Source organism: Arthrobacter ginkgonis, from assembly GCF_039540195.1.
Taxonomy (GTDB): Bacteria; Actinomycetota; Actinomycetes; order Actinomycetales; family Micrococcaceae; genus Zafaria; species Zafaria ginkgonis.
Window position 1 is genome coordinate 114,897 of the sequence record NZ_BAABEO010000009.1, and the last position, 24,511, is coordinate 139,407.

Here is a 24,511-nt window from a genome sequence, read left to right on the forward strand (position 1 = left end):
GAAAAATAGGTTGATATTTGACTACATCTGATCAGGGGTTGTGTGCAACTTTCCCGTCAATTCACGAGTTCTTGGGCCTTTGTGTGCTCTACGTCATGGAAATATGCAACTAACTATTGACCAAGTTAGTTGCTTCTGACTGAATGATCCTGTTCCCGCGGCGCCCGAATCTCCCAGTGGGCCCTGCGGCCACCGCCGACCACCACGATGACTCGTCGTCGTGCGACACGAAGGAAACACCAATGAAGCTGAACTTCAGGATCGGACACCTCTCCCCAGCCGTCATCGCCGGAGCCGCGGCCTGCGCCCTGCTCCTCACGGCCTGCGGCGGTCCCAGCGGCGCTACATCCGGGGCGGATCTGGATCTGGCGCCGCTGAAGATCGACAGCAGCCAGGCACAGCAAATGCAGGCCCTCTACGACGCGGCGATCGAATCAGGCGAGACGGACGTGGCCATCTACGCCGGACACCACGACGAGTTCAAGGCGATCTATGCAGCCTTTGAGGAGCGGTTTCCGGGACTGACCATCACGCCGGAGACGTATGTCGGGGCGGAGTTGCAGACCAAGCTGGAAGCCGAGCGCCAGAGCGGCAAGCGCGTCGTCGACGTCCTCTCCAACCCGAACGCGGACCGATACGCCGACCAGGGTTTTGCCCAGAAGTTCAAGCCGGTGGCGTTCTCCATGCCGGAGTGGGCCGCGGGCCGGATCAGCCTGGACCAGATCGAGGACCCGGACGGTTTCTACTATGCTCCCTGGGCCCTGATGTTCGCCTCCTCGTACAACACCGAGAAGCTGCAGGAATCCGACCTGCCCGCGTCCTGGGCCGACCTGGCCGGTGGGGAATGGGCCGGCAAGCTCACCTTCATGGACCCGTCCATCCCGGGCGGCACCATGACGGTGTCGACGACTCTGCTGCAAGCCGGCATCGTCGACGAGGCCTGGCTGAAGAGCGTCGGTGCGAACGCCAAGGTGGTCGCGCAGGACCAGTTGGCGCTGCAGTCAATCAGTTCCGGCGAGTTCGCCTATCAGCCGCTGTCGGCCACCATCTCCGTGCTGAACGCGAAGCGCGACGGAGCCCCCGTCGAGGTCCAGTTCTTCGATGAGAACAACGTCATTGCCACGGAGAAATGGATGCTCGCCGACGGAGCCCCCTCCACCGACGCCGCCAAGCTGTTGCTGAGCTTCCTCTACACCGCTGAAGCGCAGGAGAAGACCTTGGAGGCCGGGAACTTCCCGATCAACCAGGACGAGTCCCTCACATCGCCGCACGGCTGGCCCTCGCTTGCCGACGCCGCGTTCGTTGAACTCCCGGAACAGTCCGTGATGAGGGAAAAGATGACCGAGTACGGCGAGCTGTTCAAGTCCATCACGGCGAAGTAGAACAGCTCCTCGCCGCAGAACCACCAGAAAGGCACTGCCACCATGACCGAAGAAGACCTGATTGCCGCTGTCCAACAGTTGCAGCGAAAAGTCGACGAACTCGAGTCCACCAAGGAGATCGAACAGCTCCAGCAGCAGTACGTCAGGGATCTGGCGGACCGCAACTGGGCGGGGGTGGCCAGTGCCTACTCCGAAGATGCGGTCTGCGACATCAGGCTGCACGGCAAACACAAAGGCCAAGAGGCCATTGCGGGGATGTTCAAGTCCGATCTGCAAGATGTGGTGAAGAGCCGGGACGGCTACGTGCTCTCCTCGCCGTCGATCACCGTTTCGGGAGACGCCGCCTACGGGGAATGGACCTGGCACCGCATGCAGTGCGAGTTCCGGACCTCCTTCGGGATGATGCGGGTGTGGGGGCCGTGGACTGAAGGCAAGTACAAGTGCCACTACGCCCGCATCAACGGCGAATGGAAGATCACCGATCTTTGGTTCCGAGTGCTGCGTCCGGATTCCGACGACGAACTGGCCGCCCTGCCGGAGGGCGGCGTCATCGGCGGCGGCTATCTGGACCGGGACACCGCATCCGTATAGGGGGAGAGACGATGCTCAAGCGCCTGCGGCACGCCGCAAGCAACCCGCAATGGACCATTGCGCTGGTCTGTCTGGTGTGCTTCGTCGCACCGGCACTGATGGTGGTCCAAGGCGCCTTCAAGACCGAGATGTTCGGCAGCGCGGGAACCTTCACTGCGGGAATGTTCATGGAGGTCATGACGTCCTCCGATACGCACGCCGTCGTGGCCCAGACAGTCGTCATGGGGGTGGCCACGATTGCCCTCTCGACGGTTCTGGCGCTGACCTTCGCCACCATCTACACCAAGTCGAACGCACCGTTGCGCCAGGCGATCCCGGTGATCATGTTCATTGTCATCGCGACGCCGGGGCTGTTCTTCGCGATCGCGTGGGGCCTGCTGGGGAACCAGAACGTGGGGATGCTCAACGAGTGGCTGGCGACGGCCTTTGGCGACGGGGCACGTGTCCTGAACACGGAGTCGTGGTGGGGGATCGTCTTTGTGTCCTCGCTGCGCCTGGTCGCCCTGCAGTTCTTCCTGCTGCTGGGCCCCTTCATGGCCATGGACCGTTCACTTGACGAAGCCGCCCGCACCAGCGGTGCCAGCCCGCTGCGTACGTTCTTCCAGATCGAGATTCCCATCCTCTCGCCGGCCATCACCGGTGCAATGATCCTGGGTTTCGTGCTTTTCCTGGAGTCGTTCGACGCACCCCAGATCCTGGGCGTGCCGGCCGGCATCTTCGTGATCCCAACCGAGATCTACGCCTACCTGTCCAACTCGACCGGCCCGCTGTTCGCCCAAGCCAGCTCGATTTCCGTGTTGTTGATGGTGGTGTTGCTGGCGCTGGTGTTCGTGCAGATCAAAGTGCTCGGCCGCCGTGCCTTCGTCACCGTCGGCGGCAAGGAATCGCGGGTGCTGCGCCGCGACGTCGGTGCCTGGCGCTGGTTGTTCACCGTGCTGATCGTCGTCTTCGCGCTGCTGACCATCGTGTTGCCGATGATCCAGCTGCTCCGGGTCTCCGTCTCGCCTTTCCTGGGCGCCAGCAGCGGCTTCTCGCTGGAGAACTACGAGGAGGTGCTGGGCAGTTCGCGGATGGTCGCCGCCTACTGGAACACCATCGGCACCGCCATGCTTGGCGCGCTGCTGGCCGTTCTGGCGGCGACGGCGTTCTCCTGGGCCGCGCGGTTCAAGGCCGGAGCGCTGTCACGGTTCATCGAGTACAGCCAGTGGCTCGGGTTGGCGATGCCGGGCCTGATCCTGGCGCTCGGCGTGCTGTGGCTGTTCCTGGGCGTGCCTTTCCTCAACCAGTTCTACGGCACTCAGGCGATCATGGTCTTCGCGCTCTTCGTGGCCACGATTCCGCTGGCCAGCCGGACGACCACGGCGGCGATGGCGCAGATCCCGAAGTCGTTGGAGGAAGCGGCGTGGGTTTCCGGAGCATCCACGTACCGGGCCATCTGGGACGTGCTCGTGCGGCTGATGCTGCCGAGCCTGGTCAGCGGCTGGCTGCTCTGCTTTGTGGTCATCTGCGGAGTCCTGTCCACCCCGCTGCTGCTTTCGGCCGCCGGCAACAACTACCTGTCCGTGGAGATCTACAGCCGCTACGTCGAGGGCAAGGCGCCGATTGCCGCTGCGGCCGCGCTGCTGCTGATCGCAAGCTTCCTGCTGGTGGCGGCGGTCGCCTTCGCCATCAGCAAGCTCTCGACCCGGGCCACCAGGAAATGGGCGCCGCGCAGCGGAAACAGCGACGGCGGTGTCCACGGCGGTACGGCCGGCACACCGGCGCCGGGGGCCGGGCGGCCTGCCGACGTGGCGGGCAGCCCGGCCGCGGACCAGCCCAGCTTGGCCGGTTCCCACTAACTGACGCACCGTTCGATCCAGCGATCTAGGACAAGGCATGCACATTCAAATCAGCGGAGTCAGCAAGGCGTTCAACGCCACTCCGATCCTTAAGGACGTCAACCTCACCATCCAGTCGGGAGAATTCATCACGCTGCTGGGCCCGAGCGGCTGCGGGAAGACCACCACCCTGCGCTGCGTCGCCGGGTTGGAAACCCCTGACGCAGGCTCCATCGAGGTGGGCGGCAAGGCGTTCGTCAACGCCGCCACCAGGACCTTCGTGCCGACCCACAAGCGCAAGGTCGGGATGGTGTTCCAAAGCTACGCGCTTTGGCCCCACATGTCGGTCGCGGCCAACGTGGCGTATCCGCTCAAGCGGCGGAAGACGCCGCCGGCGCAGCTGAAGCCGCTGGTCGCCTCGACGCTGGAGGCGGTCGGCATGGGCCAGCACGCAGGCCGTTACCCGCACGAACTCTCCGGAGGCCAGCAACAGCGCGTGGCGCTGGCCCGCGGGCTGGTCTCCGCCGGCGGCGTGATGCTGTTCGACGAGCCGCTGTCCAACCTGGATGCCAAGCTGCGGATTGCGATGCGCAGCGAAATCCGGCGCCTGCACAACGAGTTCGGCAACACCTCGATCTATGTCACCCACGACCAGGACGAGGCATTGGCCCTTTCGGACCGGGTGATCATCATGCGCGGCGGCGTGGTGGAGCAGGTCGGCACCCCGGATGACGTCCGTTCCCGGCCGGTCTCCAGCTTCGCGGCGGACTTCGTCGGATTCGAAAACATCCTGGCCTGCCGCTCGGTGTCAGAGGGCTCGGGGCGGCGCACGGCGGTGCTGGACGGGGGCCTGGAACTGGAACTCACCGGCGCCGCAGCCAACCTGGAAACCGGAATGTTCGTCGCCTTCCGCAGCTCGGCGGTGCGGCTGGGCGGTGAACGGGGCGCCGGCATCAACGCGGCCGGCGCCGTCCGAGACAGCTCCTACTCGGGGGAGACCCGCACCGTGGTTGTGGACGTCGCGCCCGGCGTCGGCATCACGGCCGCGGTGCCGGACAGCGCCGATGCCGCGGCGGTCTACCGGCACGGCGGCTCCGAGGTCAGCTTCCACGTGCCCGCCCGGTCCGTCGTCGTCCTCGAGCGCTAACCCGCCGCCAGAAGAAGGAGTGCAGGAATGAACCAGCTTACCTACGAAGTCATAACCCGCCCGGGCCTGGATCCGGCGACGGCGGAGGGCAAGCCGCCACTTCCACCGCTGACACACGAGGTGGAGGAGTCCGACGGCCTCCGGATCGAGCGAAACGTCGCCATCCCGATGAGCGATGGCGTCAGGATCTACGCCGACGTGTATCAGCCTGCCGGCACCACCACCGGCCTGCCGGTCCTGCTGGCCTGGGGCCCGTACGGCAAACACAACCAGAAGGACATGCTCTGGCCGACGGCCGGCATCGAGCCGGGCTGGATGTCCAAGCTGACGGGCTTCGAAGCACCCGATCCGGCGTACTGGTGCGCCCACGGCTACGCCGTCGTGTATGTGGATCCGCGCGGGATGTGGCATTCGGAAGGCGAAGGCGTCCACAACGGTCCGCAGGAGGCCGAAGACGTCTTTGACGCCATCGAGTGGCTCGGCGCCCGCGAGTGGTCCAATGGCCGGGTCGGCATGCTCGGGGTCTCCTACCTGGCCGGCATCCAGTACATCGCCGCCGCCATGCGGCCGCCGGCGCTGAAAGCGATCAGCCCATGGGAGTGCTTCTCCGACTGGTACCGCGAGTTCTGCCACCACGGCGGCATCCCGGAAACCGGATTCATCCCGCGGGCCTCGCGGAACATGCGCTACTCGCTTACCAGGACCGAAGACACGCACGCCAACGTCCTGGCGAACCCGCTGATGGCGCCGTACTACCGCGACCGGTACCCGGACCTGACGCAGATCACCGTTCCGGCATACGTTGTGGCCAGCTGGAGCGACCATGGGCTGCACACCCGCGGCACGCTGGAGGCCTACCGGCTGATGTCCTCCAACGAGAAGTGGCTGGAGGTCCACGGGCAGAAGAAGTGGCGGTACTTCTACGATCCGTCCAACGTGGAACGCCAGCGGGTGTTCTTCGACCACTACCTGCTCGACCGCGGAGCCGGCCCGGTTGACTGGCCGAAAGTCAGGCTGGAGGTCCACGACACCGCCGAGCGCTACGGCCTCCGCGAAGACCTGCCGTGGCCGATCCCGGAGGACCGGGCCGTGCGCCTGCACGCCGACCTGCAGACCCGGACGCTCGGCGAATCCGCGCCGGTCGCCGCGGCCAGCGCCACGTTCGATCCGATGGTCGGCTCGCTCGACCTGGAGCACGTCTTCGCAGCGCCCACGGACGTTGTCGGGCCGATGCGGCTGCGGCTCTGGCTGCAGGCCGACGACGCCGAGGACGCCGACATCTTCGTGGCTGTGCGGAAGTTCGCCGCGGACGGCACCGAGCGCCGGTTCGCCTTCAACGCCCTGTTCGAGGACGGGCCCGTCGCCCTTGGCTGGCTGCGCGCCAGCCACCAGGAGTTGGACACGGAAAAGTCTTCGGAACTGCAGCCGGTCCACCTGCACGAGGGGGAGGAGCCGCTGGTGCCGGGTGAGCCGAGGGCACTCGACGTCGAAATCTGGCCCTCCGGGACCTTCTTTGACGCCGGCGAGAAGCTGGTGGTGACCATCCAGGGCCGGGACTTCGTGGACCGGGAAGTGAACCTGAACTCCCCGGTCATCATGCACCAGGACCTGAGGAACCGCGGAACCTGGACCGTGCACAGCGGGCCCGGGCGCGAAAGCTACCTGAGCCTGGCCCGGTTCACCCCGCAAACCCGCTGATACTCCGCCCCCAGGCCCGACCGACCACCGACGAGGACACACAATGACCGCTGAACACACCCCCAACCAGCACATGGTGCTGACCACCTTCATGCTCCCGGCCGGCTACCACCGCGACAGCTGGCGCCGCCCGGACAGCCGTGCCGAGGAACTGGGCAACCTGGACTTCGTCTCCGACCTGGCCCTGATGGCCGAGGAAGCGAAGCTGGACGCCATCTTTTTCGGCGACATCGTCCATGCGAACAACCTGTTCCGAGGCGACATCATGATGAACGGTTTCTACGAACCGATCAGCGTCCTCTCCGCACTGGCCGCACGGACCAGGAACATCGGGCTCATCGGCACCATGTCGACGTCGTTCTCCGAGCCCTACAACGTGGCCCGCCAGTTCGCCGGACTGGACCACATGTCAGGTGGCCGGGCCGGCTGGAACATCGTCACGTCCCGGGACGGGTTCGGCAACTTCGGCGGCGGGGAGGCACCGGACCCGGCCCTGCGCTACGAGCGGGCGGCCGAGTTCGTGGACATCACCATGCGGCTGTGGGACAGCTGGAGCGACGCCGCAACACGGGTCGACCGGGAAAGCGGGGTGTGGGTGGATCCGGCGGGACTGAAGCCGCTCGATTTCCGCGGCAGGTTCTTCACCGTGCAGGGCCCGATCAACATGCCGCGTCCCCCGCAGGGACGTCCGGTCCTGGTCCAGGCCGGTTCCTCGGTCCCGGGCATGGACCTTGGATCTTCCGTGGCCGACGTCATTTACACGGCGCAGCCGCGGAAGGAACTCGCCCAGGACTTCTACGGCAAGATGCGTGTCATGGTCGAATCCAAGGGCCGGCCGGCCGACTCCGTGAAGGTGCTTCCCGGCATTCTGCCGATCATCGCCGACACCGAACGCGAAGCCCGTGACCTGGCCGACGAACTGGCCAGCTACCTGGATCTGGAGGCCGGGCGGCGGCAGATCTCCGGAGACCTGAAGATCGACATCGCCGACATCGGCTTCGACGAGCGGATCCCCGCCGAACGCTTTTCCGAAGACCCGGACCGCGGCAGCCGCTACCACATCTTCCGGCGCAAGAGCGTCGACGGCGGGCTCACCCTGCGCGAGCTCATCGTGGACCGGGCCCGCTCCACGGGCCACATGTGGATGGCCGGAACAGCGGGCCAGGTTGCCGACGCCATGGTCGACTGGTTCACCTCCGGGGCCTGCGACGGATTCAACCTGAACTCGCCGTACAACCCCGGCGGGTTCGAGGCGATCTGCCGCAAGCTGGTGCCGGAACTGCAGGATCGCGGCTACTTCAGGACCGACTACGAAGGCCGCACGCTGCGCGAGAACCTCGGGCTGGACCGCCCGACTGCTTGAGCCACCGCCCAATCCGGAGGAGGAAACCCATGGAACCGCACGCCCTCCCGGCCGCCCCAGCGGCCTTCGACCAAGACGTTTTCCGCCAAGTCGTGGGGCACTTCGCCAGCGGCGTCGCGGTCATCACCACCGCTCTTGACGGGCAGCTGTACGGAACCACGGCCTCGGCCGTGAGCTCTCTGTCCATGGACCCGCCGATGATGCTGACGTGCCTGAACCAGAGCAGCAGCACCCATGACGCGGTGGCCACAGCCGGGGCGTACGCCATCAACATCCTGGCCGCGGACCAGCGGGACCTGGCGATGAAGTTCGGACGCAAGGGGCCGGACAAGTTCGACGGCGTGCCGTACCGGCTCTCCGACCACGGAGGTGTTCCCCTGCTAGGTGGCGCCCTGGCCAGCATGACCTGCGTGGTCACGGAAGCCCCGCGGGGCGGCACGCACTCGGTGTTCTTCGGGCGCGTGGTTGAGGCGGACTTCGCGCAGGGCCAGCCACTGGCGTACTACCGGGGAGCCTTCGGCAGGCTGGAACCGGTGCAGGAACTGAATGCATACACCAAGGTGCGCCAGTGGGTCCTGGCCCGTCGGACGCCGCTCGGGCGCGACTTGGACATTTCCACGCTGGTGGGGGAGATGCAGGCAGAGCCGGACGACGTCTTCAACGCCTTGGTCAAACTTTCCGCCGAAGGCCTGGTGGCGCGCAGACAGGACGGGGCGTTCATGCCGGCGCCGATCACGGCCGACTTCAGCGACAACCTGTACGACGGGCGGGCCACGATCGAAATCGGTGTGGTTGCCAGCAGAATCCACGACCTGGACCGGAAGCTGGTCGACGAACTTGCCGGCATCGCCGAGGCCATGGGCCACGAGCGGGCCGATGGCGGTGCGTCGCTCCGTGGGTTCCTGGAACTGCACTCCCGGTTCCACCAGCTCCTCATTGCCGCCTCCGGGTCCACCCAGCTCGTCGATTCCTACCAGCGGCTGAGCATCGCAGGCGTCTGGGGCGAGGCCTGGAATGACATCGACTGGCGCGCCCGGCTCGACCACGGCCACGTGGTGCGCCTCGCCGCAGCCCTCCGCGACAAGGACGCGGACGCGGCCATCGCAGCCGTGCACGACTACACGGCCCAGGCCAAACGGTTCGCCCGCATCGCCATCGAAAGCCGGGGCGGACGGGTCTGACCTACAGCGGGCCGGGGCGGGGCCGGTGGCATGATCTGGCGGCGGGGCGGACAGAATGGAGGGGTGACTCCTGCCCCGCCCCACCCCGCCCACTCCGCCCGCCCCTTCGACCTTGAGGCCATCGGGGCCGGGCTGGTGTTCGCCGAGTCGCTCGGGCAGCTCGCCGCGGTGCTGCGCCAGGGAGCGCCGGCGGCCACCGCCGTCGTGCAGGCCCCGCCCGGCACGGGCAAGACCACGCTGGTCCCGCCGCTGGTCGCCAACCTGCTCGCCGCCGCGCTCGGCGGCACCCGGCCCCCGCGGGTCGTGGTCACCCAGCCCCGCCGCGTCGCCGCCCGCTCCGCCGCCCGGCGCCTGGCCTTCCTGGACGGAGGCAGGCTGGGCGGACGCGTGGGCTACACCGTCCGCGGCGAACGCCGCACGGGCCCGGAGACGCTGGTCGAATTCGTCACCCCCGGCATCCTGGTGCGGCGCCTGCTGACGGACCCCGGGCTGGAGGGCACCGACGCCGTGGTCCTGGACGAGGTCCACGAGCGCGGGCTGGAAACCGACCTGCTGCTGGGCATGCTCGGCGAGGTCCGCCAGCTGCGCGGGGACCTCACGCTGGTGGCCATGTCCGCAACGCTGGACGCGCCGCGGTTCGCGTCCCTGCTGGGTGCCGGCGACGGCGGCGGCCCGGCCCCGGTGATCGACTGCCCGTCCGCGCTGCATCCGCTGGAGGTGCGGTGGGCACCGGCGGCGGCGCCGCGCCTGGACGGCCGCGGGGTGGCGCGCGCCTTCCTGGACCACGTGGCGGACACGGCGGCCGCCGCGCATACCGAGGCGCTTTCCCGGGACGCGGGCATCGACGCGCTGGTGTTTGTCCCCGGGGCCCGGGAGGTCTCGCAGGTCGCCGCCCGTATCCGGGACCGCCTCCGCGTCCAGGCGGGGGCCGGCACGGAGGTGCTGGAACTGCACGGACAGGTGCCCCCGGACCTGCAGGACCGCGCCGTCTCCGGCCGCGAACCCGGCGGAGCCCCGCGGATCATCGTTTCCACGGCCTTGGCCGAATCGTCGCTGACCGTTCCCGGCGTCCGGCTGGTCGTCGACTCCGGGCTGGCCCGTGAACCCCGCCGCGACGCCGCCCGCGCCATGACCGGGCTGGTGACCGTCTCCTGCTCCCGCGCCTCGGCCGACCAGCGCGCCGGCCGCGCCGCGCGCCAAGGGCCCGGAACCGTCGTCCGCTGCTACGACCAGAAGGGCTTCGCCGCAGCACCCGCCCACCCCACCCCGGAGATCGCCGCCGCGGACCTGACCGCCGCCGCACTGGTGCTGGCCTGCTGGGGAGCGCCCGGCGGAGCGGGGCTGGCCCTGCCGGACGCCCCGCCGCGGGCGGCGCTGGAGGATGCGGTGCGGACCCTGCACGGCTTGGGCGCGGTGGACGAATCCGGCCGCGCCACCGGCCTCGGCCAAACCCTGGCCCGGATCCCGGCCGATCCGCGGCTGGCGCGGGCGCTGCTGGACGGCGCCGCCGTCGTCGGAGCCAGGGCCGCGGCGGAAACCGTCGCGGCGGTGGCCGGGGACCTGCGCGCGCCCGGCGCCGACCTGATTCGGCTGCTGTCCGGGCTGCGCTCGGGCAACGACCCGGCCGCCCGGCGCTGGAAGGAGGAGGCAGCCAGGCTCCAGCGGCTCACCCGGCCGGAGGGCGGGAATTCGGGTGCGGGGACGGGAGCGCCCGCAGGCGGCGCGGAGCTGCGCGCCCAAGGGGCCGTTGCCGAGGGTGCCGGTGCCGAGGAGTCCGGCGCCGCCGCCTCCGGCGCCGAGGAGCTTGGGGTGGAGGTCCCGGCCGCGGAGGCGACGGGATTCGTCGTCGCGCTCGCGTTCCCCGAGCGGGTGGCGCGCCGCGTGGCGGACAGCGCGTACCTGCTGGCCTCGGGCACGCGGGCCGGGCTGCCGGCCGGCAGCCCGCTGGCCGGACACGAGTGGCTGGCCGTGGCGGAGGTGTCCCGCGCCCAAGGCCGCGATGCCGCCGGCACCGGCGCCGTCATCCGCGCCGCGGCCCCGCTGGAGGCGGACACGGCGGAGGCCGCCGCCGGACACCTGCTCACCGACCGGGTGCAGGCCCGGTTCGACGGCGGGAAGGTCGCCGCGCGCCGGGAGCGCCGGCTCGGGGCGATCGTGCTGTCCTCGACGCCAGTTCGCGCCTCGGCCGAGGAGGGGCGGGACGCGGTGGCGCGCGCCCTGGCCGACGGCGGGTTGGGGACCGTCGGCTGGTCGCCCGCCGCGGACGCGCTGCGCCGCCGGATGGCGCTGGTGCACCGCGAGCTGGGCCCGCCCTGGCCGGACGTCTCCGAGCCCGCGTTGCTGGCCCGGTTGGGGGAGTGGCTCGCCCCGGAGATGGAGAAGCTGGCCGGGGGTGCCGCGGCGGGCGGGATCGACCTGGCCGAGCCGCTGCGGCGGCTGCTGCCGTGGCCGGAGGCGTCACGGTTCGGTCAGCTGGCCCCGGAACGGCTTCGGGTGCCGAGCGGTTCGATGGTGCGCATCGACTATCCGGAGCCGGACGACGCCGGCCGGCCGGTGGTGGCGGTGAAGCTGCAGGAGTGCTTCGGGTGGGCCCAGACCCCGCGGCTGGTGGACGGGCGGGTGCCGGTGCTGTTCCACCTGCTCTCCCCGGCCGGGCGGCCGCTGGCCGTCACGGACGATCTGGCGTCCTTCTGGTCCGGGCCGTACGCACAGGTCAGGGCCGAGATGCGCGGGCGCTACCCGAAGCACCCATGGCCGGAGGACCCATGGACCGCCCCGGCGACGGCGAGGACCAAGAACCGGATGTAGTGACCTGGCATCATCGGAATAGTGACGCTTAAGTGCGGGTGCTCCGCGGAATAGTGACGCGTAAGTGCGGGTGCTCCCAGGAATCTTGACGGCGCCCTCCGGCCGTGGTTTTTGCGTGTTTCCCCGTGGAAGCCACCGCCGTCGTTTTCGGTCAGGCGTCCTCCCCGGCAAGACCGCTGTCGATCAGGGCTGCCTCGGCGCGCAGGTGCTCGGTGAGCAGTTGCGCGGTCGCCGTCAGTGGCCGGTCCGGAGTGACCATGTAGCCCACGTCCTGGGCCATGCCGCCCAGGCGCAGCGGGTGCATCCGCAGCGCCGGGTCCGCTGCGGCCATCGACTCCGGCAACACGGCCAGGAACCCGGCCTCCACCACGAGCGTGCGTGTTGGGGCCGGGGTCCCGCATTCGACCTGCCGGGCCGGGGAATCCAGGCCCGCGGAGGCGAACGCCTTATCCAGCGCGTCGCGCAGCGGGGTCCCGGCGACCGGGATCGCCCACGGGTAGGCGGCCAGGTCGGCCAGCTGCGCATCCTGCAGCTGCAGGGCCGGGTGCCCGGCGGCGGCCACGATCCGGTAGGACTCGCGGTAGAGCGGGACCAGGCGCAGCCGGGCCGTGCTGGGGTGGTCGGTGACGCGGCCGACCAGCAGGTCCAGGTCCCCGCCGTCGAGCTCATGGATCAGCGTGGCCGGCGGAGCCTCGCGGATGCGCACCTCGATCAGCGGCCGCTCCTCCACCAGCCGGGCCACGGCGCGGGGCACCAGCAGGTTCGCGCCGGTGACATGGACTCCGATGCCCACCGATCCGGTGTGCGGATCGGACAGCTCGCCGATCCGGCGGCGGAGGGTCTCCACCTGCCCGACGACGGCGCGGGCGTGCTCGAGGCAGGCCGCACCGGCCGCGGTGGGCACCATGCCGTGGCGGGTGCGATCGAACAGGCTGGCGCCCACGGCGGACTCGGCCTCGCGCAGCGCCCGGCTCAAGGCCGGCTGCGTCAGGTACAGTTCCTCCGCCGCCCGGACCAGGCTCCCGTTTTCGGCGATCGCCAGCACCAGTACCAAGTGGCGCAGCTTGAGGTGGCTGCCCACGAGCGCCTTGTAGTCCATCCCGTCATCCTACGGCGGCCCAAATCAGCCCACCGGCGCGGTGCTGCGCCGAGGGCGCGCGACCTCCCTGTCCCAGTCGGCCAAGGCCCGGCCCTCGGCCTTGAGCACCGGCTTGCGGACCTTGCCGTTTTCGGTCTGCGGCAGGTCCGTGACGATGCGCAGGAAGCGCGGGATCGCGTAGGAGGCCAGCCGCGGGGCACAGAAGTCGGTGAGCTCCCCGAAGTCCAGGTCCCCGCGCACCACCAGGGCCGCCATGACCTCGTCCTCGCCCAGCTCGGAGTCCACGGCGTAGACGGCAGCCTCGGCCACCGCCGGGTGCTCGCGCAGGACCTGCTCGACCTCGACCGAGGAGATGTTCTCGCCCCGGCGCCGGATCACGTCCTTGATCCGGTCCACGAACCTGACCCACCCGTCGTCGTCCACCACCACGCGGTCGCCACTGTGGAACCACAGGTCCTGCCAGGCCTTGGTGGTGACCTCGGGCATGCCGAAGTAGCCGGTGGCCAGCGCGTGGGGCTGGTCGCTGCGGATCAGCAGCTCCCCGGGAACACCGGCCGGGACCGGCACCCCGTGCTCGTCCACGACCCGGATGCTGAAGCCGGGGCGGACCTTGCCCATGGTGCCCGGACGCCACTGGTCCGGGGTGGAACCGATGACCGAGTTGGTTTCGGTGGAGCCGTAGCCGTCGAGCAACTGCACACCGAAGCGTTCGCGGAACGGGGCCAGCCGGGCCGCCGGGGTGGCGGGGGAGAGAGCTATCCGGATGCGGTGCGCCCGGTCCCGGGGAGAGGGTTCGCGACTGTCCAGGATCCCGACCATGGCCCCCAGCAGGTAGGTCACTGTCGTCCCGGCCGCGGCGGCATCGCCCCAGAAACGCGAGGCCGAGAAGCGTGGGCCCAGTACGAAGGAGCCACCGCACACCACGGCCTGCATGAAGGCGTTCAGTGCGTTGGTGTGAAACAGCGGCAGGCAGGTGTAGAGCACGTCGTCCTCGCGCAGGCCCAGCTGGTCGGCCATGTTCGCGCCCCACCAGTGGAACTGTCCCTGGGGGCACTGCACCCCCTTGGACACTCCCGTGGTGCCAGAGGTGTAGAGGATCGCGGCGGTGTCGGCCGGGGCGACCGGCTCCGGGTTCACCGGCTGGGCCGGTTCCGGCACCGGGCCGGTGGCGAAGGGCGCCCCGGGTATCGGGGCCCCGCCGTCGAGCAGCCAGACGGACCGCAGCTCCGGCAGCGGGCCGGCCGCGGCGACGTGGGCCACCAGCTCGTCCTCGGCCACCAGCAGGCGGGCCCGGGAGTTGGTGAGGATGTGGTGCAGCTGCTCCCCGCGGCTGGCGGTGTTGACCGGCACGGCGACGGCGCCGATCCAGGCGCAGCCGAGGATGAAGTCCAGCAGTTCGGTGCGGTTGGAGCACATCAGGGCCACGGTCTGGCCGGCCTGGACGCCTTCGCGGCGCAGCAGGCCGCCGGTGCGGGCGACGGCCTCGACCATCGCCCGGCCGTCGCGCTCGAGTCCGCCGCAGGCGAAGAGCGGGGCGTGCGGGCGCTCGGCGGCCCGTCGCAGCAGCAGCTGCGGGATGGTCAGGGGCATCGACGCGTTCAGCGGGGTCGGTTCGGTCTGCAGCGGGACGTTCATTGGTCCTCCCGGGATGGGGTGTCGGTGAAGGGGACGAAGGCGTGTCCGGGGCCGGCGTCCGGGTCGTTGGTCAGGAAAACCGTTTCCCCGGCGGCGGCCGGGCTGGTGAGCCGGGCGATGAGGGCGGGCCCGCCGTCGGACCGGACGGTGGCCAGTACCGTGCCGTCGTGCAGGGTGGTGGCGTGCTCGATGGTGCCGGCCTCGATCGTGGCCGGGCCGAGGCGGCCGCCGCCGCAGGACGGGCAAAGCAGCCGCAGCGGAAACAGGAGGGTCGTGCAGTCCAGGCACTGCTGGATGGTCGCGCTCATGCCGCCGCCTCCAGGACGGTGGTGGTGGCGCAGGCGCCGAAGCGGTAGAGGACCATGCCATAGCCGCTGACGACCGCGTGCCGGGCGTCGACCTGGCGCTCGCCGGCGCGGCCCATCAGCTGGCGGGCTGCCTCCACGAGGCCGTGCATGCCGCCGGCGGCCCCGGCCTGCCCGGCGGAGAGCTGCCCGCCGGAGGTGTTCACGGCCAGCGCGCGGGTGGCGATCTTTTCGGCGATGAACCGGCCGGCGCCGGTTTCGGGCAGCAGGCCCAGGTCGGCCAGTTGGGCGACGACCATGGCCGGGTAGTCGTCGTACACGCAGGCCAGTCCGACGTCGGACGGGTCGACGCCGGACTCGGCCCAGGAGGCCGGGGCGATCGTGCGCAGGCCGGTGGAGAGTCCGTCGCCGTCCTGCTGGTCGGCGTTGTAGGAGGCGCGCACCGACAGGACGCGGGCCCGGGCCTTCCCGGAGCGGTCGGCGGCCACGACGACGGCGTCCCCGCCGGTGACCGGGGGCACGCAGTCGTAGCGGCCCAGCGGGTCGGCCACTAGGGGGGCGCTGAGATAGTCCTCCAGGGTCAGCGCTGTCCCGTAGACGGCCCCGGGGTTCTGCGCCGCCCAGCCGCGCTGGGCGACCGCGATGCGCCCGTAGTCCCGGCGTTCGAGTCCGAGCGAGGCCATCTGGCGCTGGGTCAGCATGGCGAACAGGGCGTTGGGTCCGGCCATGGGCAACGGCGCCAGGTGGTCCTCGGTGGCCCGGTTGTAGCGGGCCACCAGGCGGGCGAAGGCACCCTGGTCCATGCGGTCGCCGGCCACCAGGACGATCACGTTGGCGTCCCCGGCCTCGATGGCCCGCACCGCGTGCTGGAGCATGCCTCCGGCGCTGGCCCCGCCGTTGGTGTCCTGCATCAGCCAGCCCAGCTTCAGGCCCATGCGCCATGCGAAGTCGATGGCGTGGTCGGGGCCGAGCGTGAAGCTCGACAGGGCCAGGCCGTCCACGTCGGAGGGGGCCAAACCGGCGTCGGCCAGGGCCGCGGTGACGGCCTGGGCCAGGACCTGCGCGGTGTCCAGGCCGGGAGAGGGGTGGCGGGTGTAGGCGGACTGGCCCGTCCCGATGATCGATGTGGGCAAAGCGGAGCCTTTCGTAAGGACTGGTGGTGGGTCTGGCGGGGGTCTAGCGGGCCGCGGCGACGGGGGCCTCAACGGCCGCCGTCGTTGCGGTGCGGCCGATGCGTCGGGAGGCCACGACGGCGATGAGGGTGATCAGGCACATGCCGACCAGGTACAGCGAGATCGGCAGGGAGGAGTCGAAGCGCAGCAGCAGGGCGGTGGCGATCAGCGGGGCCAGGCCTCCGGCGAAGACCGCGGCCAGCTCGTGGGCGATCGACATGGCCGAATAGCGGACCTCGGGGGCGAAGAGCTCGTGGAAGAACGCCGGCTGGGTGCCGATCATCGCCCCGTGGCAGAGCCCGTTGGCGATCATGAACGCCAGAATGACCACGGCGGGGGTGTTCGCGTCGATCATCCAGAAGAAGGGGAAGGCCATGGCCATCATGGCCACCGCGCCGCCGGCATAGATCCGGCGCCGGCCGAACCGGTCCGACAGGTGCCCGAAGGCCAGGTAGGTGCCGAAAGAGAAGAGCATGGACACCGTCACGGCCAGCAGCAGCAGCCCCTTGTCGACCCCGACGTGGACCCCGTAGACGATGGAGAAGGACAGGAAGATGTACGAGCCGCCGTTCTCGGCGAAGCGCAGGCCCATGGCCACGAGGATCTCGCGCGGGTGGCTGCGCAGCGCGGCCAAGGCCGGGACCCGGTGGCGCGTGCCCTCCTGGGCCGCCTCGGTGAATTCGCGGGATTCGGGCAGGCGGGTGCGGATGTAGGCACCAACCACCAGCAGGACGACGCTGAGCAGGAACGGGATTCGCCATCCCCAGGCCATGAACTGGGCCTCGGGCAGCAGTTGGACCGCGTAGAACACCAGCGAGGAAAGCACGAAGCCCAGGCAGACGCCGCCCTGGCTGAACGCCGAGAGCAGGCCGCGGCGCTTGGTGCCGGAGTTCTCGCTGATCAGCAGCACGCCGCCGCTCCATTCGCCGCCGGCGGCGATGCCCTGCAGGATCCGCAGGCCGATCAACAGCGCCGGGGCCAGCAGGCCGACCTGCGCGTAGGTGGGCAACAGCCCCATCAGCGCCGTGCTCACCCCCATGACCGCCAGGGTCAGCACCAGCGAGGTCTTGCGGCTGATCCTGTCGCCGATGTGGCCGAAGATGATCCCGCCCAGCGGGCGGGCCGCAAAACCGACGGCGAACCCGGCGAAGGCGCCCATCGTGCCGACGAGGGGATCGGTGTCGGCCGGGAAGAACAGGTGGCCGAAGACGACCGCGGACGCCGTGGCGTAGAGGAAGAAGTCGTACCATTCCAGGGAGTTGCCGATCAGTGAGGCGACGATGTAGCGGCGGGGGCCGACGCTGCCGGCCGGCGTGGTCCGCGGTGCGGGGGTGGACATGGGTTCCTCCTCGACGACAGGTTGTGGCGCCCGTCACGTTTGCTCGATAGGTCCAGTCTGCCCGCGCCCCCAACCGGCGTCGAATGCCTTTCGCGGCAGGGGCCATGACGGTTCCGGTAACGCCGGTGCGGCTTCGCGCATACCGAAGACGCCGGGTCCGGGGGACCTAGGGCTCTTCGGAGAAGTCGATCCGCATGACCACCCGGCGCGGGGTGGGCTTGGAGACTTCGCGGAACCCGGCCGCCTCAAAGATGCTGCGGCTGCCGACGTAGAGTTCGCCCCAGGTGACCTCCTTGCCGGGTTCGGTCTCCATGGGGTAGCCCTCGAGGCTGCGGGCTCCGCGGTCCCGGGCGAAATCGACGGCCTCTCGCGCCAGGGCCTGGCTGATTCCGCGGCGGCGGAACCCCGTGCGCGTGACGAAACAGGAGACCGTCCACACGCCGTCGTCGTCCTTGTCCTCATCCCGCCCGGACCAGGGCACGCGCATGCGCAGCAGGCGCGGGTACGCGGTGCGGGGCTCGACGGCGCACCAGCCCGCCGGTTCGCCGTCGAGGTACGCGACGATTCCCGTGGTGGCTTCGGCGTCGGGGTGTCCGCAATTGGTCTGGGCGCGCAGGCGCGCGGCGCGCTCCTCCACGGGGACCGACTTCCACTGGAAGTCGCGGATCTTGAACCACTGGCACTGGCAGCTGGACGGGTCGCCGCGGGTGCCGAAGATCGCCTGAAGGTCCTCCCAGGGGACGCGGTTGGCCGGCACCACGGTGAGCTCCTGATCCGCCGCGTGCGCGGCGTCAGGCGTCGGCGCCATCGCCGCTCCGGCCTGCCTCGGCGGATTCCACGGGCCAGCGGGGATCGGCGAGGGTCGACGGCGGCCCGCCGCCTTCGGGCCGGGCGTGGCGCTCGGTGGTGTAGAAGCGGAGCTCGTGGCCGTCCGGATCCGCCAGGTGCGGCAGGATCCACCCCATCGAGGCGCGGTGGACGCCGGCATGCCGTTCACCAAGGGCCGTGAGGCTGGCGGCGAGGGCCTCGAGGTCGTCCTTGGCGGGCGCCCCGATCGCGAAGTAGTCGAAGCCCGCAGCGGCGGCCGCGCGCTCCGGATCCAGCCACAGGGAGAGCATCGGCCCGCCGCGCGGGTGCTCCATGGCAACGCCCACCACCTTGTCCTCCTGCCGGAACTCCTGGAACACGGTGTAGCCGAGCCGGGTCCTGTACCACTCGGTGCTGCGCTCCAGGTCGCGGACCGGAAGCTTGAGGTGGTGGACGCCGTCGAGCCGGGGGGTGTTTTCCATGGGCGTGTCCTTTGGGGAAGTCCCTCTGCGGTCGGTTTTGGTCATCGTAGGCACCGCCCGGGCTGCTTTACGACCCCTTTCGCGCAAGACCCGCACCTGCACGTCGGAATTCCGTTGCGCACCCGCACTTATGCGTCAGAATTCGGGGTAGGGGGGCACAGGGGCGCCTGGTGGGAGAAGGCCCGACTTTTTGTGGGCTTCATGCATCGACCGCGTCCAAGGAGCCGACGTACCGTGGCCGTACCAAGCGCTTGAAGTGGGATGATGGCCATGAAACCCGTTGTATTGAAGAAATGGATGCCCGCCGTCGCGGTGCCGGCGATGATCGCCGCATATGCTCTGGGCTCCCCGCTCGCCGCCTCCGCGACGGATCTGCCGGACAAGACGCCGGAGCAGGTGATCGCCATGATCATCGCCGCCGAAGACGCCGCCTTCTCCGGGAACCTGCGGATGACGGCCGACCTGGGTCTGCCGCAACTGCCCGAACGTGACACGGGCGGGCAGCCGGAGGTCCCGCCGTCCGAAGGGTCGACCGAGAGCCCCTCCGGTCAGGGGGACGCCGGGCTGGCGGAGAAGTTCGCCATGCTCTCCGGCACCCACGAGGCCCGCGTCTACGTCGACGGCCCCGACAAACAGCGGTTCCAGATGATGGAAGGAACGGACGAGGAGGACCACGTCCTCAACGGCACCAGCTACTGGCGCTACAGCTCGGCGGACAACACCGCCGTCCACACCACCCTGCGCCAGCCGCCGTCCGAGGTGAAGGACGAGGCGAAGCGGCACTGGTACGGCGGCTCCTCCGAGGAGGTTCCGACGCCGGACCAGCTCGCCGAGAAGCTGGTGAACGAGGCGGAACCCAGCACCACCTTCGCCGTCGAGGAAGGGGACACCGTCGCCGGCCGCGACGTCTACACCCTCCGACTTACCCCCAAGCCGGAGGAACGGACCTTGGTCGACAACATCACCATCGACGTCGACGCGGAAATCGGCACGCCCCTGGCCGTCACCATTCAGGCCATCGACCAGGAGGGCCCGGCCTTCGGCCTTGAATACACCTCCTTCACGGCGGAGACGCCGGAGGCAGCCCTGTTCGACTTCCAGCCCCCGGCCGGAGCCACGGTGACGGAGCGGACCGTGCCCGACCCCGGCTCGAAGCCCGAGGACGGGAAGCACGGCTGCGGGATGCACGAAGGTGTCATGGACGGGGAAGGCTGGGACACCGTCCACCGGGTTCCCGAGCAGTGCGTCCCCGCCGAGCTGAAGGACCCCGCGCTGCGGGACCGGATGGCCACCAAGGTGGACGGCGGGTACCTGATCCACACCTCCCTGGTCAACGTGCTGGTCACCGAGGACGGCAGGGTCTTTGTCGGGTCGGTTCCCCAGGATCGGCTGCAGGACGTGGCCGGCAAGGGGTGAATGACCCAGCGGGGGACCTCGCGATCCATACCCACCGGCTGAGCAAGGAGTTCGGGCCGCGGCGGGCGGTCAACGGCGTCGACCTGGCCGTTCCCCGCGGCTCCGTGTTCGGCTTCCTGGGCCCCAACGGATCCGGGAAAACCACCACCATCAGGATGCTGCTGGGGCTGGCCGCTCCCACCAGCGGGTCCATCACGGTGCTCGGCCGGCCGATGCCGTCCGCCGCGATGGAAGTGCTGCCCCGCGTGGGAGCGCTGGTGGAGGGGCCGGCCTTCTACCCGTTCCTGTCCGGACGGGCCAACCTCCTGCGGCTCGACGCCGCCAACCGCCGCGCCGATCCGGCCACCCGAGCGCGGCGCGTGGACAGCGCCCTGGACGCCGTGGGGCTGGGCCGGGCCGCCCGGCTTGCCGTCCATGCGTATTCGCTGGGCATGAAACAGCGCCTCGGGATCGCCAACGCGCTGGCCACCCGGCACCAGCTGCTGGTCCTGGACGAGCCCACGAACGGCCTGGACCCGCAGGGAACCCGGGAGGTGCGCGGCCTGATCAGGTCGCTGGCCGGCGAGGGCACCACGGTGTTCGTCTCCAGCCATCTGCTCAGCGAGATCGAGCAGATGTGCACGCACGCGGCGGTGATGAGTGCCGGAAACATGGTGGCGCAGGGGACGCTGGCGGACCTGCGGGCCGGCGGCGCGGGGCAGGTCGCCGTACGCACCCCGGACGACGCCGGCGCGCGTGCCGTGCTGGCCAGGCTGGGACTCGTGCCGGAGGCCGACGCCGGGACCCGTGCGAAAGGCGGGGACGACGGCGTCGTGCGGGCCCCGCTGGCCAACGGCGCCCCGGAGCCCGAGCGGATCGTCGCGGCCCTGGTGGCCGCCGGAGTCCGGGTGCGCGGGTTCGCGGTGGAACAACCCAGCCTCGAGGAACGGTTTGTCGCGTTGACGGGGGAGGGGTTCGACATTGTTCAATAGAGGCCCGGTCAATAGGGACCAGATCAATGGCGGCCAGCCCGGTGGCGACCTGCCCAGCCCGGACCAGCCACATGGCAGCCAACCCGGTGGAAGCCTGCCCGGAAGCGATGTAGCCCGCGGCGGTCGGCCCGGGAAGCGCAGGGCCGGCCTCGGCCTGCTCGTCTCGGAGCTGGCCCTGGTCTTCCGCCGGCGCCGCACGTGGGCGCTGCTGTTGGCGCTGGGTGCGGTCCCGGTACTGATCGCGCTCGCCGTCCGCTTCACCTCCGGCCCTCCGGCCGGTCGGGGTCCGGCGTTCCTGGACCGGGTCGCCGGCAACGGGCTATTCGTCGCCCTCGTGGGGCAGCTGGTGTGCATCCCGCTGTTCCTGCCGCTGACGGTCGCCGTCGTCTCCGGGGACACCATTGCCGGGGAAGCCGGCCATGGGACGCTGCGCTACCTGCTCCTGGCCCCGGTCTCGAGGGGGTGGTTGCTGGCGGTCAAGTACGCGGGCGCGGCGGTGTTCTGCGGGGCTGCCGCGGCGACGGTGGCGCTGTGTGGCATCGGCATCGGGACGCTGCTGTTCCCGGTCGCCCCCATGCCGCTGCTCTCCGGGGACACGATCCCGCTGGGCGAATCGTTCCTCCGGCTGGGGCTGGTCGCCGCGTACGTCGCGGTGTCCCTGCTGGGGCTTTCGGCGATCGGGCTGTTCGTGTCCACGCTGACCGACGTCCCGGTAGGAGCGATGGCGGCCACGGCGGTGCTCGCCGTCGCCTCCCAGATCCTCGGCCAACTGCCCCAGCTCGAGTGGCTGCATCCGTGGCTGTTCACCCACCACTGGCTGGGGTTCGCGGACCTGCTGCGCCACCCGATCCTGTGGGACTCGTTCCGGGAGAACGCGCTGCTGCAGGGCGGCTACGTGCTGGTCTTCGGGGCGCTGGCGTATGGACGGTTCGCCACCAAGGACATCCTGTCCTGAAGCCGCCCCCCATTCCCGAATGCCCGCCCCTGCCCCGGAAAAGTGACGCGTAAGTGCGGGTCTTTCCCGAATTCTGACGCTTAGGTGCGGGTCTCCCGCCGAACTTTGCTACCTTTCGGGCAGTCCTCCCGGGATTTTGCTATCTCCGGGACAGCGCGCACGGAATTGTGCACGCCTCGTCCCCAGGAAGGCCACCGTTGAGGCAAGGAGCGGGTGGAAGGGATGGAAAACCCCGATGGTGGGGTGTGGGCATCTGCCGGTGCGCCCGCATGGAGTGCGCCTCTGGGTTGCTGGCCGGCAGCCCCGGCCCAAGCGCCGATGCCAGCCAGCCGCCGTCGTGCACCTGCCGCGGCAACCGCGGACCAGCGCCATTGATCGCGATGCACGAGATAGCAAAATCCCTGCAGGGCTGCCCGGAAGGTAGCAAAATTCGGCGGGGAACCCGCACCTACGCGTCAGAATTCGGGAAACACCCGCACTTACGCAGCACAATTCCGCGAAGGGAAGGGCTCAGAGGTGCACGGGCACAGAGGCGGCGGGGCGCAGGGGCGGCAGCGGAAGGGTCGGGGTGAGGTGCGGGCCGGGCGCGGCGGAAGGCCCTGCAGGCTTGTGCGGCGCCATAGGATCGGAACCGTGAGCCACACCAACATCACCGTTGCCCTGCGCTGGTCAGACCAGGACGCCAACGGCCACCTGAACAACGCCCGCATCGTCACGATCATGGAAGAGGCCCGCGTCCGCTGGACCCGGGCACAGCCCGAGTTCGCCAGCTTCCGCGGCGGCGTAGTGGTCGCCTCGCTCAACGTCGACTACCTGGCCCAGGCCGACTACCTCCCGGAGATGGTGGTGGCCGTCGGCATCGAGCGCGTTGGCACCAAGTCCTTCACCGTGCGGCACGTCGGTTACCAGGGGGAGCAAGCCGTGTTCGACGGCCGGACCGTGATCGTTCCGATGGCCGAGGACGGCAGGTCCTCCCGCGCGCTCACCGCCGCCGAGCGCGCCGGCCTCGAGGCGAACCGGTTTGCCGAAGTCCCCGCAGACTAGCCCGGAACACGCCGGTGCCGCCGACAAACGGCGCGGCCGGGCCACAATGGGAGGCGTGGGAATTTCAAAAGAAGACCTTGTCCACCTGCGACGTTGCGTCGAACTTGCCCGCGAGGCCTTGGACGACGGCGACGAACCGTTCGGTTCGGTGCTGGTCGGAGCCGACGGCACGGTCCTGTTCGAGGACCGGAACCGGGTCAAGGACGGCGACCATACGCGGCACCCGGAGTTCGAGATCGCCCGCTGGGCCGCCAACCACCTCCCGCCGGCGCAACGGGCAGCTGCCACCGTTTACACCTCCGGCGAGCACTGCCCGATGTGCTCGGCTGCGCACGCTTGGGTGGGGCTGGGACGGATCGCCTACGCCGCGTCCTCGGAGCAGTTGGGCACGTGGCTGGAGGAATGGGGGATAGTACCCGCACCCGTCGCGCCCCTGCCGATCCAGGCCGTCGCGCCAGGGATTCCGGTGGACGGCCCCGCGCCGGAACTTGCCGATGAGATCAGGGAACTGCACCGGCGCCTGCACGGCTGCTCCGACTGACACGTTCCGGACCAGCCCCGGCCGGGGCGTCGGGCCGGGGCGCCCGGCTCAGTCGTCGGTCAGCAGGCGGCCGCGCAGGTCGCGGACGCGGGCGAGGATGTCGTCCCGCAGCAGCTCCATGCGCTCGCGGCCCTCGATGCCGCGCAGGCTGGGCTCGTCGGTCTCCCAGCGCTCGACGGTGACACCCTCCACGGGGTCCACCTGCGCGTTGGTCCCCAGGATCACCACGCGCCCGGCCTGGCGCATGGCCTCCTCGGTCAGCTGGGTGGGGTGCTCGGCGCGGATGTCGGCGCCGAGGTCCAGCAGCACCTCGGCGGAGAGCTCGTTGAGGCTGCCTCCGGCCTTCGTGCCGGCCGAGGAGATCTCCACCTCCTCGCCGGCGACCAGGCGCATCAGGCCGGCGGCCATCTGCGACTTGCCGCCGTTGGTCTGGCAGACGAAGAGGACGGCGGGCTTGCGGGCATCGGTCACGGGGTGGCCTTTCGGGTCAGGGAGGCGGCGGGCCGCTCGAGCGCGCCGGGAACAGGGGAATAGTACGCCGAGACTTCAGCGGCGGAAGCCAATTGCAGGGCGGGCCGGCCCCACCGCATCGTCACCGGGTTCCAGGCCGCCGGGTTCGGGATCACCACCCAACTCGCGCCGGAAGACCAGGCCGGGCTGCGCGAGCGCATCACCGACCTGGTCCGCCTGCTGGACGGTCACGGTACCGGCCTGCTGCTCACGATTGACGAAATCCACTCGGTGGACCGGGCCGAGCC

22 protein-coding genes are annotated in these 24,511 nt (G+C 70.0%); 13 read left to right on the plus strand and 9 right to left on the minus strand.

Annotated elements, in window-relative coordinates:
* Window positions 1–242: 242 nt before the first annotated feature.
* From ABD912_RS07115 to hrpB, 8 genes are all read left to right on the plus strand, one after another.
* Window positions 243–1,382 carry an ABC transporter substrate-binding protein gene (locus ABD912_RS07115; RefSeq protein WP_345149605.1) on the plus strand — a complete coding sequence of 380 codons (1,140 nt, stop codon included), beginning with the start codon at window positions 243–245 and terminating at the stop codon, window positions 1,380–1,382.
* Between the two features lie 42 nt (window positions 1,383–1,424).
* Window positions 1,425–1,973 (plus strand): nuclear transport factor 2 family protein, encoded by a 549-nt coding sequence (locus tag ABD912_RS07120; protein ID WP_345149606.1) that lies wholly within the window; start codon window positions 1,425–1,427, stop codon window positions 1,971–1,973.
* Between the two features lie 11 nt (window positions 1,974–1,984).
* On the plus strand, window positions 1,985–3,811 hold the full coding sequence (locus ABD912_RS07125) for an ABC transporter permease (protein ID WP_345149607.1): 1,827 nt from the start codon (window positions 1,985–1,987) through the stop codon (window positions 3,809–3,811).
* Between the two features lie 37 nt (window positions 3,812–3,848).
* Window positions 3,849–4,937 (plus strand): ABC transporter ATP-binding protein, encoded by a 1,089-nt coding sequence (locus tag ABD912_RS07130; RefSeq protein WP_345149608.1) that lies wholly within the window; start codon window positions 3,849–3,851, stop codon window positions 4,935–4,937.
* A 27-nt stretch (window positions 4,938–4,964) separates the two neighbouring features.
* Window positions 4,965–6,635 carry a CocE/NonD family hydrolase gene (locus ABD912_RS07135; RefSeq protein ID WP_345149609.1) on the plus strand — a complete coding sequence of 557 codons (1,671 nt, stop codon included), beginning with the start codon at window positions 4,965–4,967 and terminating at the stop codon, window positions 6,633–6,635.
* Window positions 6,636–6,678: 43 nt separating this feature from the next.
* Window positions 6,679–7,998, plus strand: coding sequence for an NtaA/DmoA family FMN-dependent monooxygenase (locus ABD912_RS07140; RefSeq protein WP_345149610.1), 1,320 nt, complete (start codon window positions 6,679–6,681; stop codon window positions 7,996–7,998).
* Between the two features lie 29 nt (window positions 7,999–8,027).
* Window positions 8,028–9,179, plus strand: a complete 1,152-nt coding sequence (locus ABD912_RS07145; RefSeq protein WP_345149612.1) for a flavin reductase — start codon at window positions 8,028–8,030, stop codon at window positions 9,177–9,179.
* Between the two features lie 63 nt (window positions 9,180–9,242).
* Entirely contained in the window at window positions 9,243–11,987 is a 2,745-nt protein-coding gene (gene hrpB, locus ABD912_RS07150; RefSeq protein ID WP_345149613.1) for an ATP-dependent helicase HrpB, read from the plus strand.
* A gap of 151 nt (window positions 11,988–12,138) precedes the next feature.
* Here hrpB and ABD912_RS07155 read toward each other — a convergent pair whose 3' ends face one another.
* The 7 genes from ABD912_RS07155 to ABD912_RS07185 form a co-directional block, all read right to left on the minus strand.
* Window positions 12,139–13,086, minus strand: a complete 948-nt coding sequence (locus tag ABD912_RS07155; RefSeq protein WP_345149615.1) for a LysR substrate-binding domain-containing protein — start codon at window positions 13,084–13,086, stop codon at window positions 12,139–12,141.
* Between the two features lie 24 nt (window positions 13,087–13,110).
* The gene (locus ABD912_RS07160; protein ID WP_345149616.1) at window positions 13,111–14,721 is read right to left on the minus strand and encodes an ATP-dependent acyl-CoA ligase; all 1,611 of its coding nucleotides are present in this window, start codon (window positions 14,719–14,721) and stop codon (window positions 13,111–13,113) included.
* Window positions 14,718–15,029: a zinc ribbon domain-containing protein gene (locus ABD912_RS07165; RefSeq protein ID WP_345149618.1), complete on the minus strand. Its 312-nt coding sequence runs from the start codon at window positions 15,027–15,029 to the stop codon at window positions 14,718–14,720. Before ABD912_RS07165 ends, ABD912_RS07160 begins: the two co-directional genes overlap by 4 nt.
* Window positions 15,026–16,159, minus strand: a complete 1,134-nt coding sequence (locus ABD912_RS07170) for a thiolase family protein (RefSeq protein WP_345149620.1) — start codon at window positions 16,157–16,159, stop codon at window positions 15,026–15,028. Before ABD912_RS07170 ends, ABD912_RS07165 begins: the two co-directional genes overlap by 4 nt.
* 43 nt (window positions 16,160–16,202) lie before the next feature.
* Entirely contained in the window at window positions 16,203–17,537 is a 1,335-nt protein-coding gene (locus ABD912_RS07175) for an MFS transporter (RefSeq protein ID WP_345149621.1), read from the minus strand.
* Between the two features lie 166 nt (window positions 17,538–17,703).
* Window positions 17,704–18,345 (minus strand): GNAT family N-acetyltransferase, encoded by a 642-nt coding sequence (locus tag ABD912_RS07180; protein WP_345149622.1) that lies wholly within the window; start codon window positions 18,343–18,345, stop codon window positions 17,704–17,706.
* Window positions 18,329–18,826 (minus strand): VOC family protein, encoded by a 498-nt coding sequence (locus ABD912_RS07185; protein ID WP_345149624.1) that lies wholly within the window; start codon window positions 18,824–18,826, stop codon window positions 18,329–18,331. Before ABD912_RS07185 ends, ABD912_RS07180 begins: the two co-directional genes overlap by 17 nt.
* A 270-nt stretch (window positions 18,827–19,096) precedes the next feature.
* On the opposite strand from ABD912_RS07185, the gene ABD912_RS07190 reads away from it, so the two are divergent.
* From ABD912_RS07190 to ABD912_RS07210, 5 genes are all read left to right on the plus strand, one after another.
* Window positions 19,097–20,242, plus strand: a complete 1,146-nt coding sequence (locus ABD912_RS07190; RefSeq protein ID WP_345149625.1) for a LolA family protein — start codon at window positions 19,097–19,099, stop codon at window positions 20,240–20,242.
* Window positions 20,239–21,213, plus strand: coding sequence for an ABC transporter ATP-binding protein (locus tag ABD912_RS07195; RefSeq protein WP_345149626.1), 975 nt, complete (start codon window positions 20,239–20,241; stop codon window positions 21,211–21,213). Before ABD912_RS07190 ends, ABD912_RS07195 begins: the two co-directional genes overlap by 4 nt.
* Before the next feature lie 154 nt (window positions 21,214–21,367).
* Window positions 21,368–22,168 carry an ABC transporter permease gene (locus ABD912_RS07200; protein WP_425548035.1) on the plus strand — a complete coding sequence of 267 codons (801 nt, stop codon included), beginning with the start codon at window positions 21,368–21,370 and terminating at the stop codon, window positions 22,166–22,168.
* A 633-nt stretch (window positions 22,169–22,801) separates the two neighbouring features.
* Complete coding sequence (locus tag ABD912_RS07205; RefSeq protein ID WP_345149628.1) at window positions 22,802–23,212, plus strand: acyl-CoA thioesterase; 411 nt, start codon at window positions 22,802–22,804, stop codon at window positions 23,210–23,212.
* Window positions 23,213–23,267: 55 nt separating this feature from the next.
* A complete protein-coding gene (locus tag ABD912_RS07210) occupies window positions 23,268–23,753 on the plus strand; it encodes a nucleoside deaminase (RefSeq protein WP_345149630.1) in 486 nt (161 codons plus the stop codon).
* 48 nt (window positions 23,754–23,801) lie between these two features.
* Here ABD912_RS07210 and ABD912_RS07215 read toward each other — a convergent pair whose 3' ends face one another.
* Entirely contained in the window at window positions 23,802–24,224 is a 423-nt protein-coding gene (locus tag ABD912_RS07215; protein WP_345149631.1) for an arsenate-mycothiol transferase ArsC, read from the minus strand.
* Window positions 24,225–24,299: 75 nt separating this feature from the next.
* Window positions 24,300–24,491, minus strand: coding sequence for a hypothetical protein (locus ABD912_RS07220; RefSeq protein WP_345149633.1), 192 nt, complete (start codon window positions 24,489–24,491; stop codon window positions 24,300–24,302).
* Window positions 24,492–24,511 lie beyond the last annotated feature (20 nt).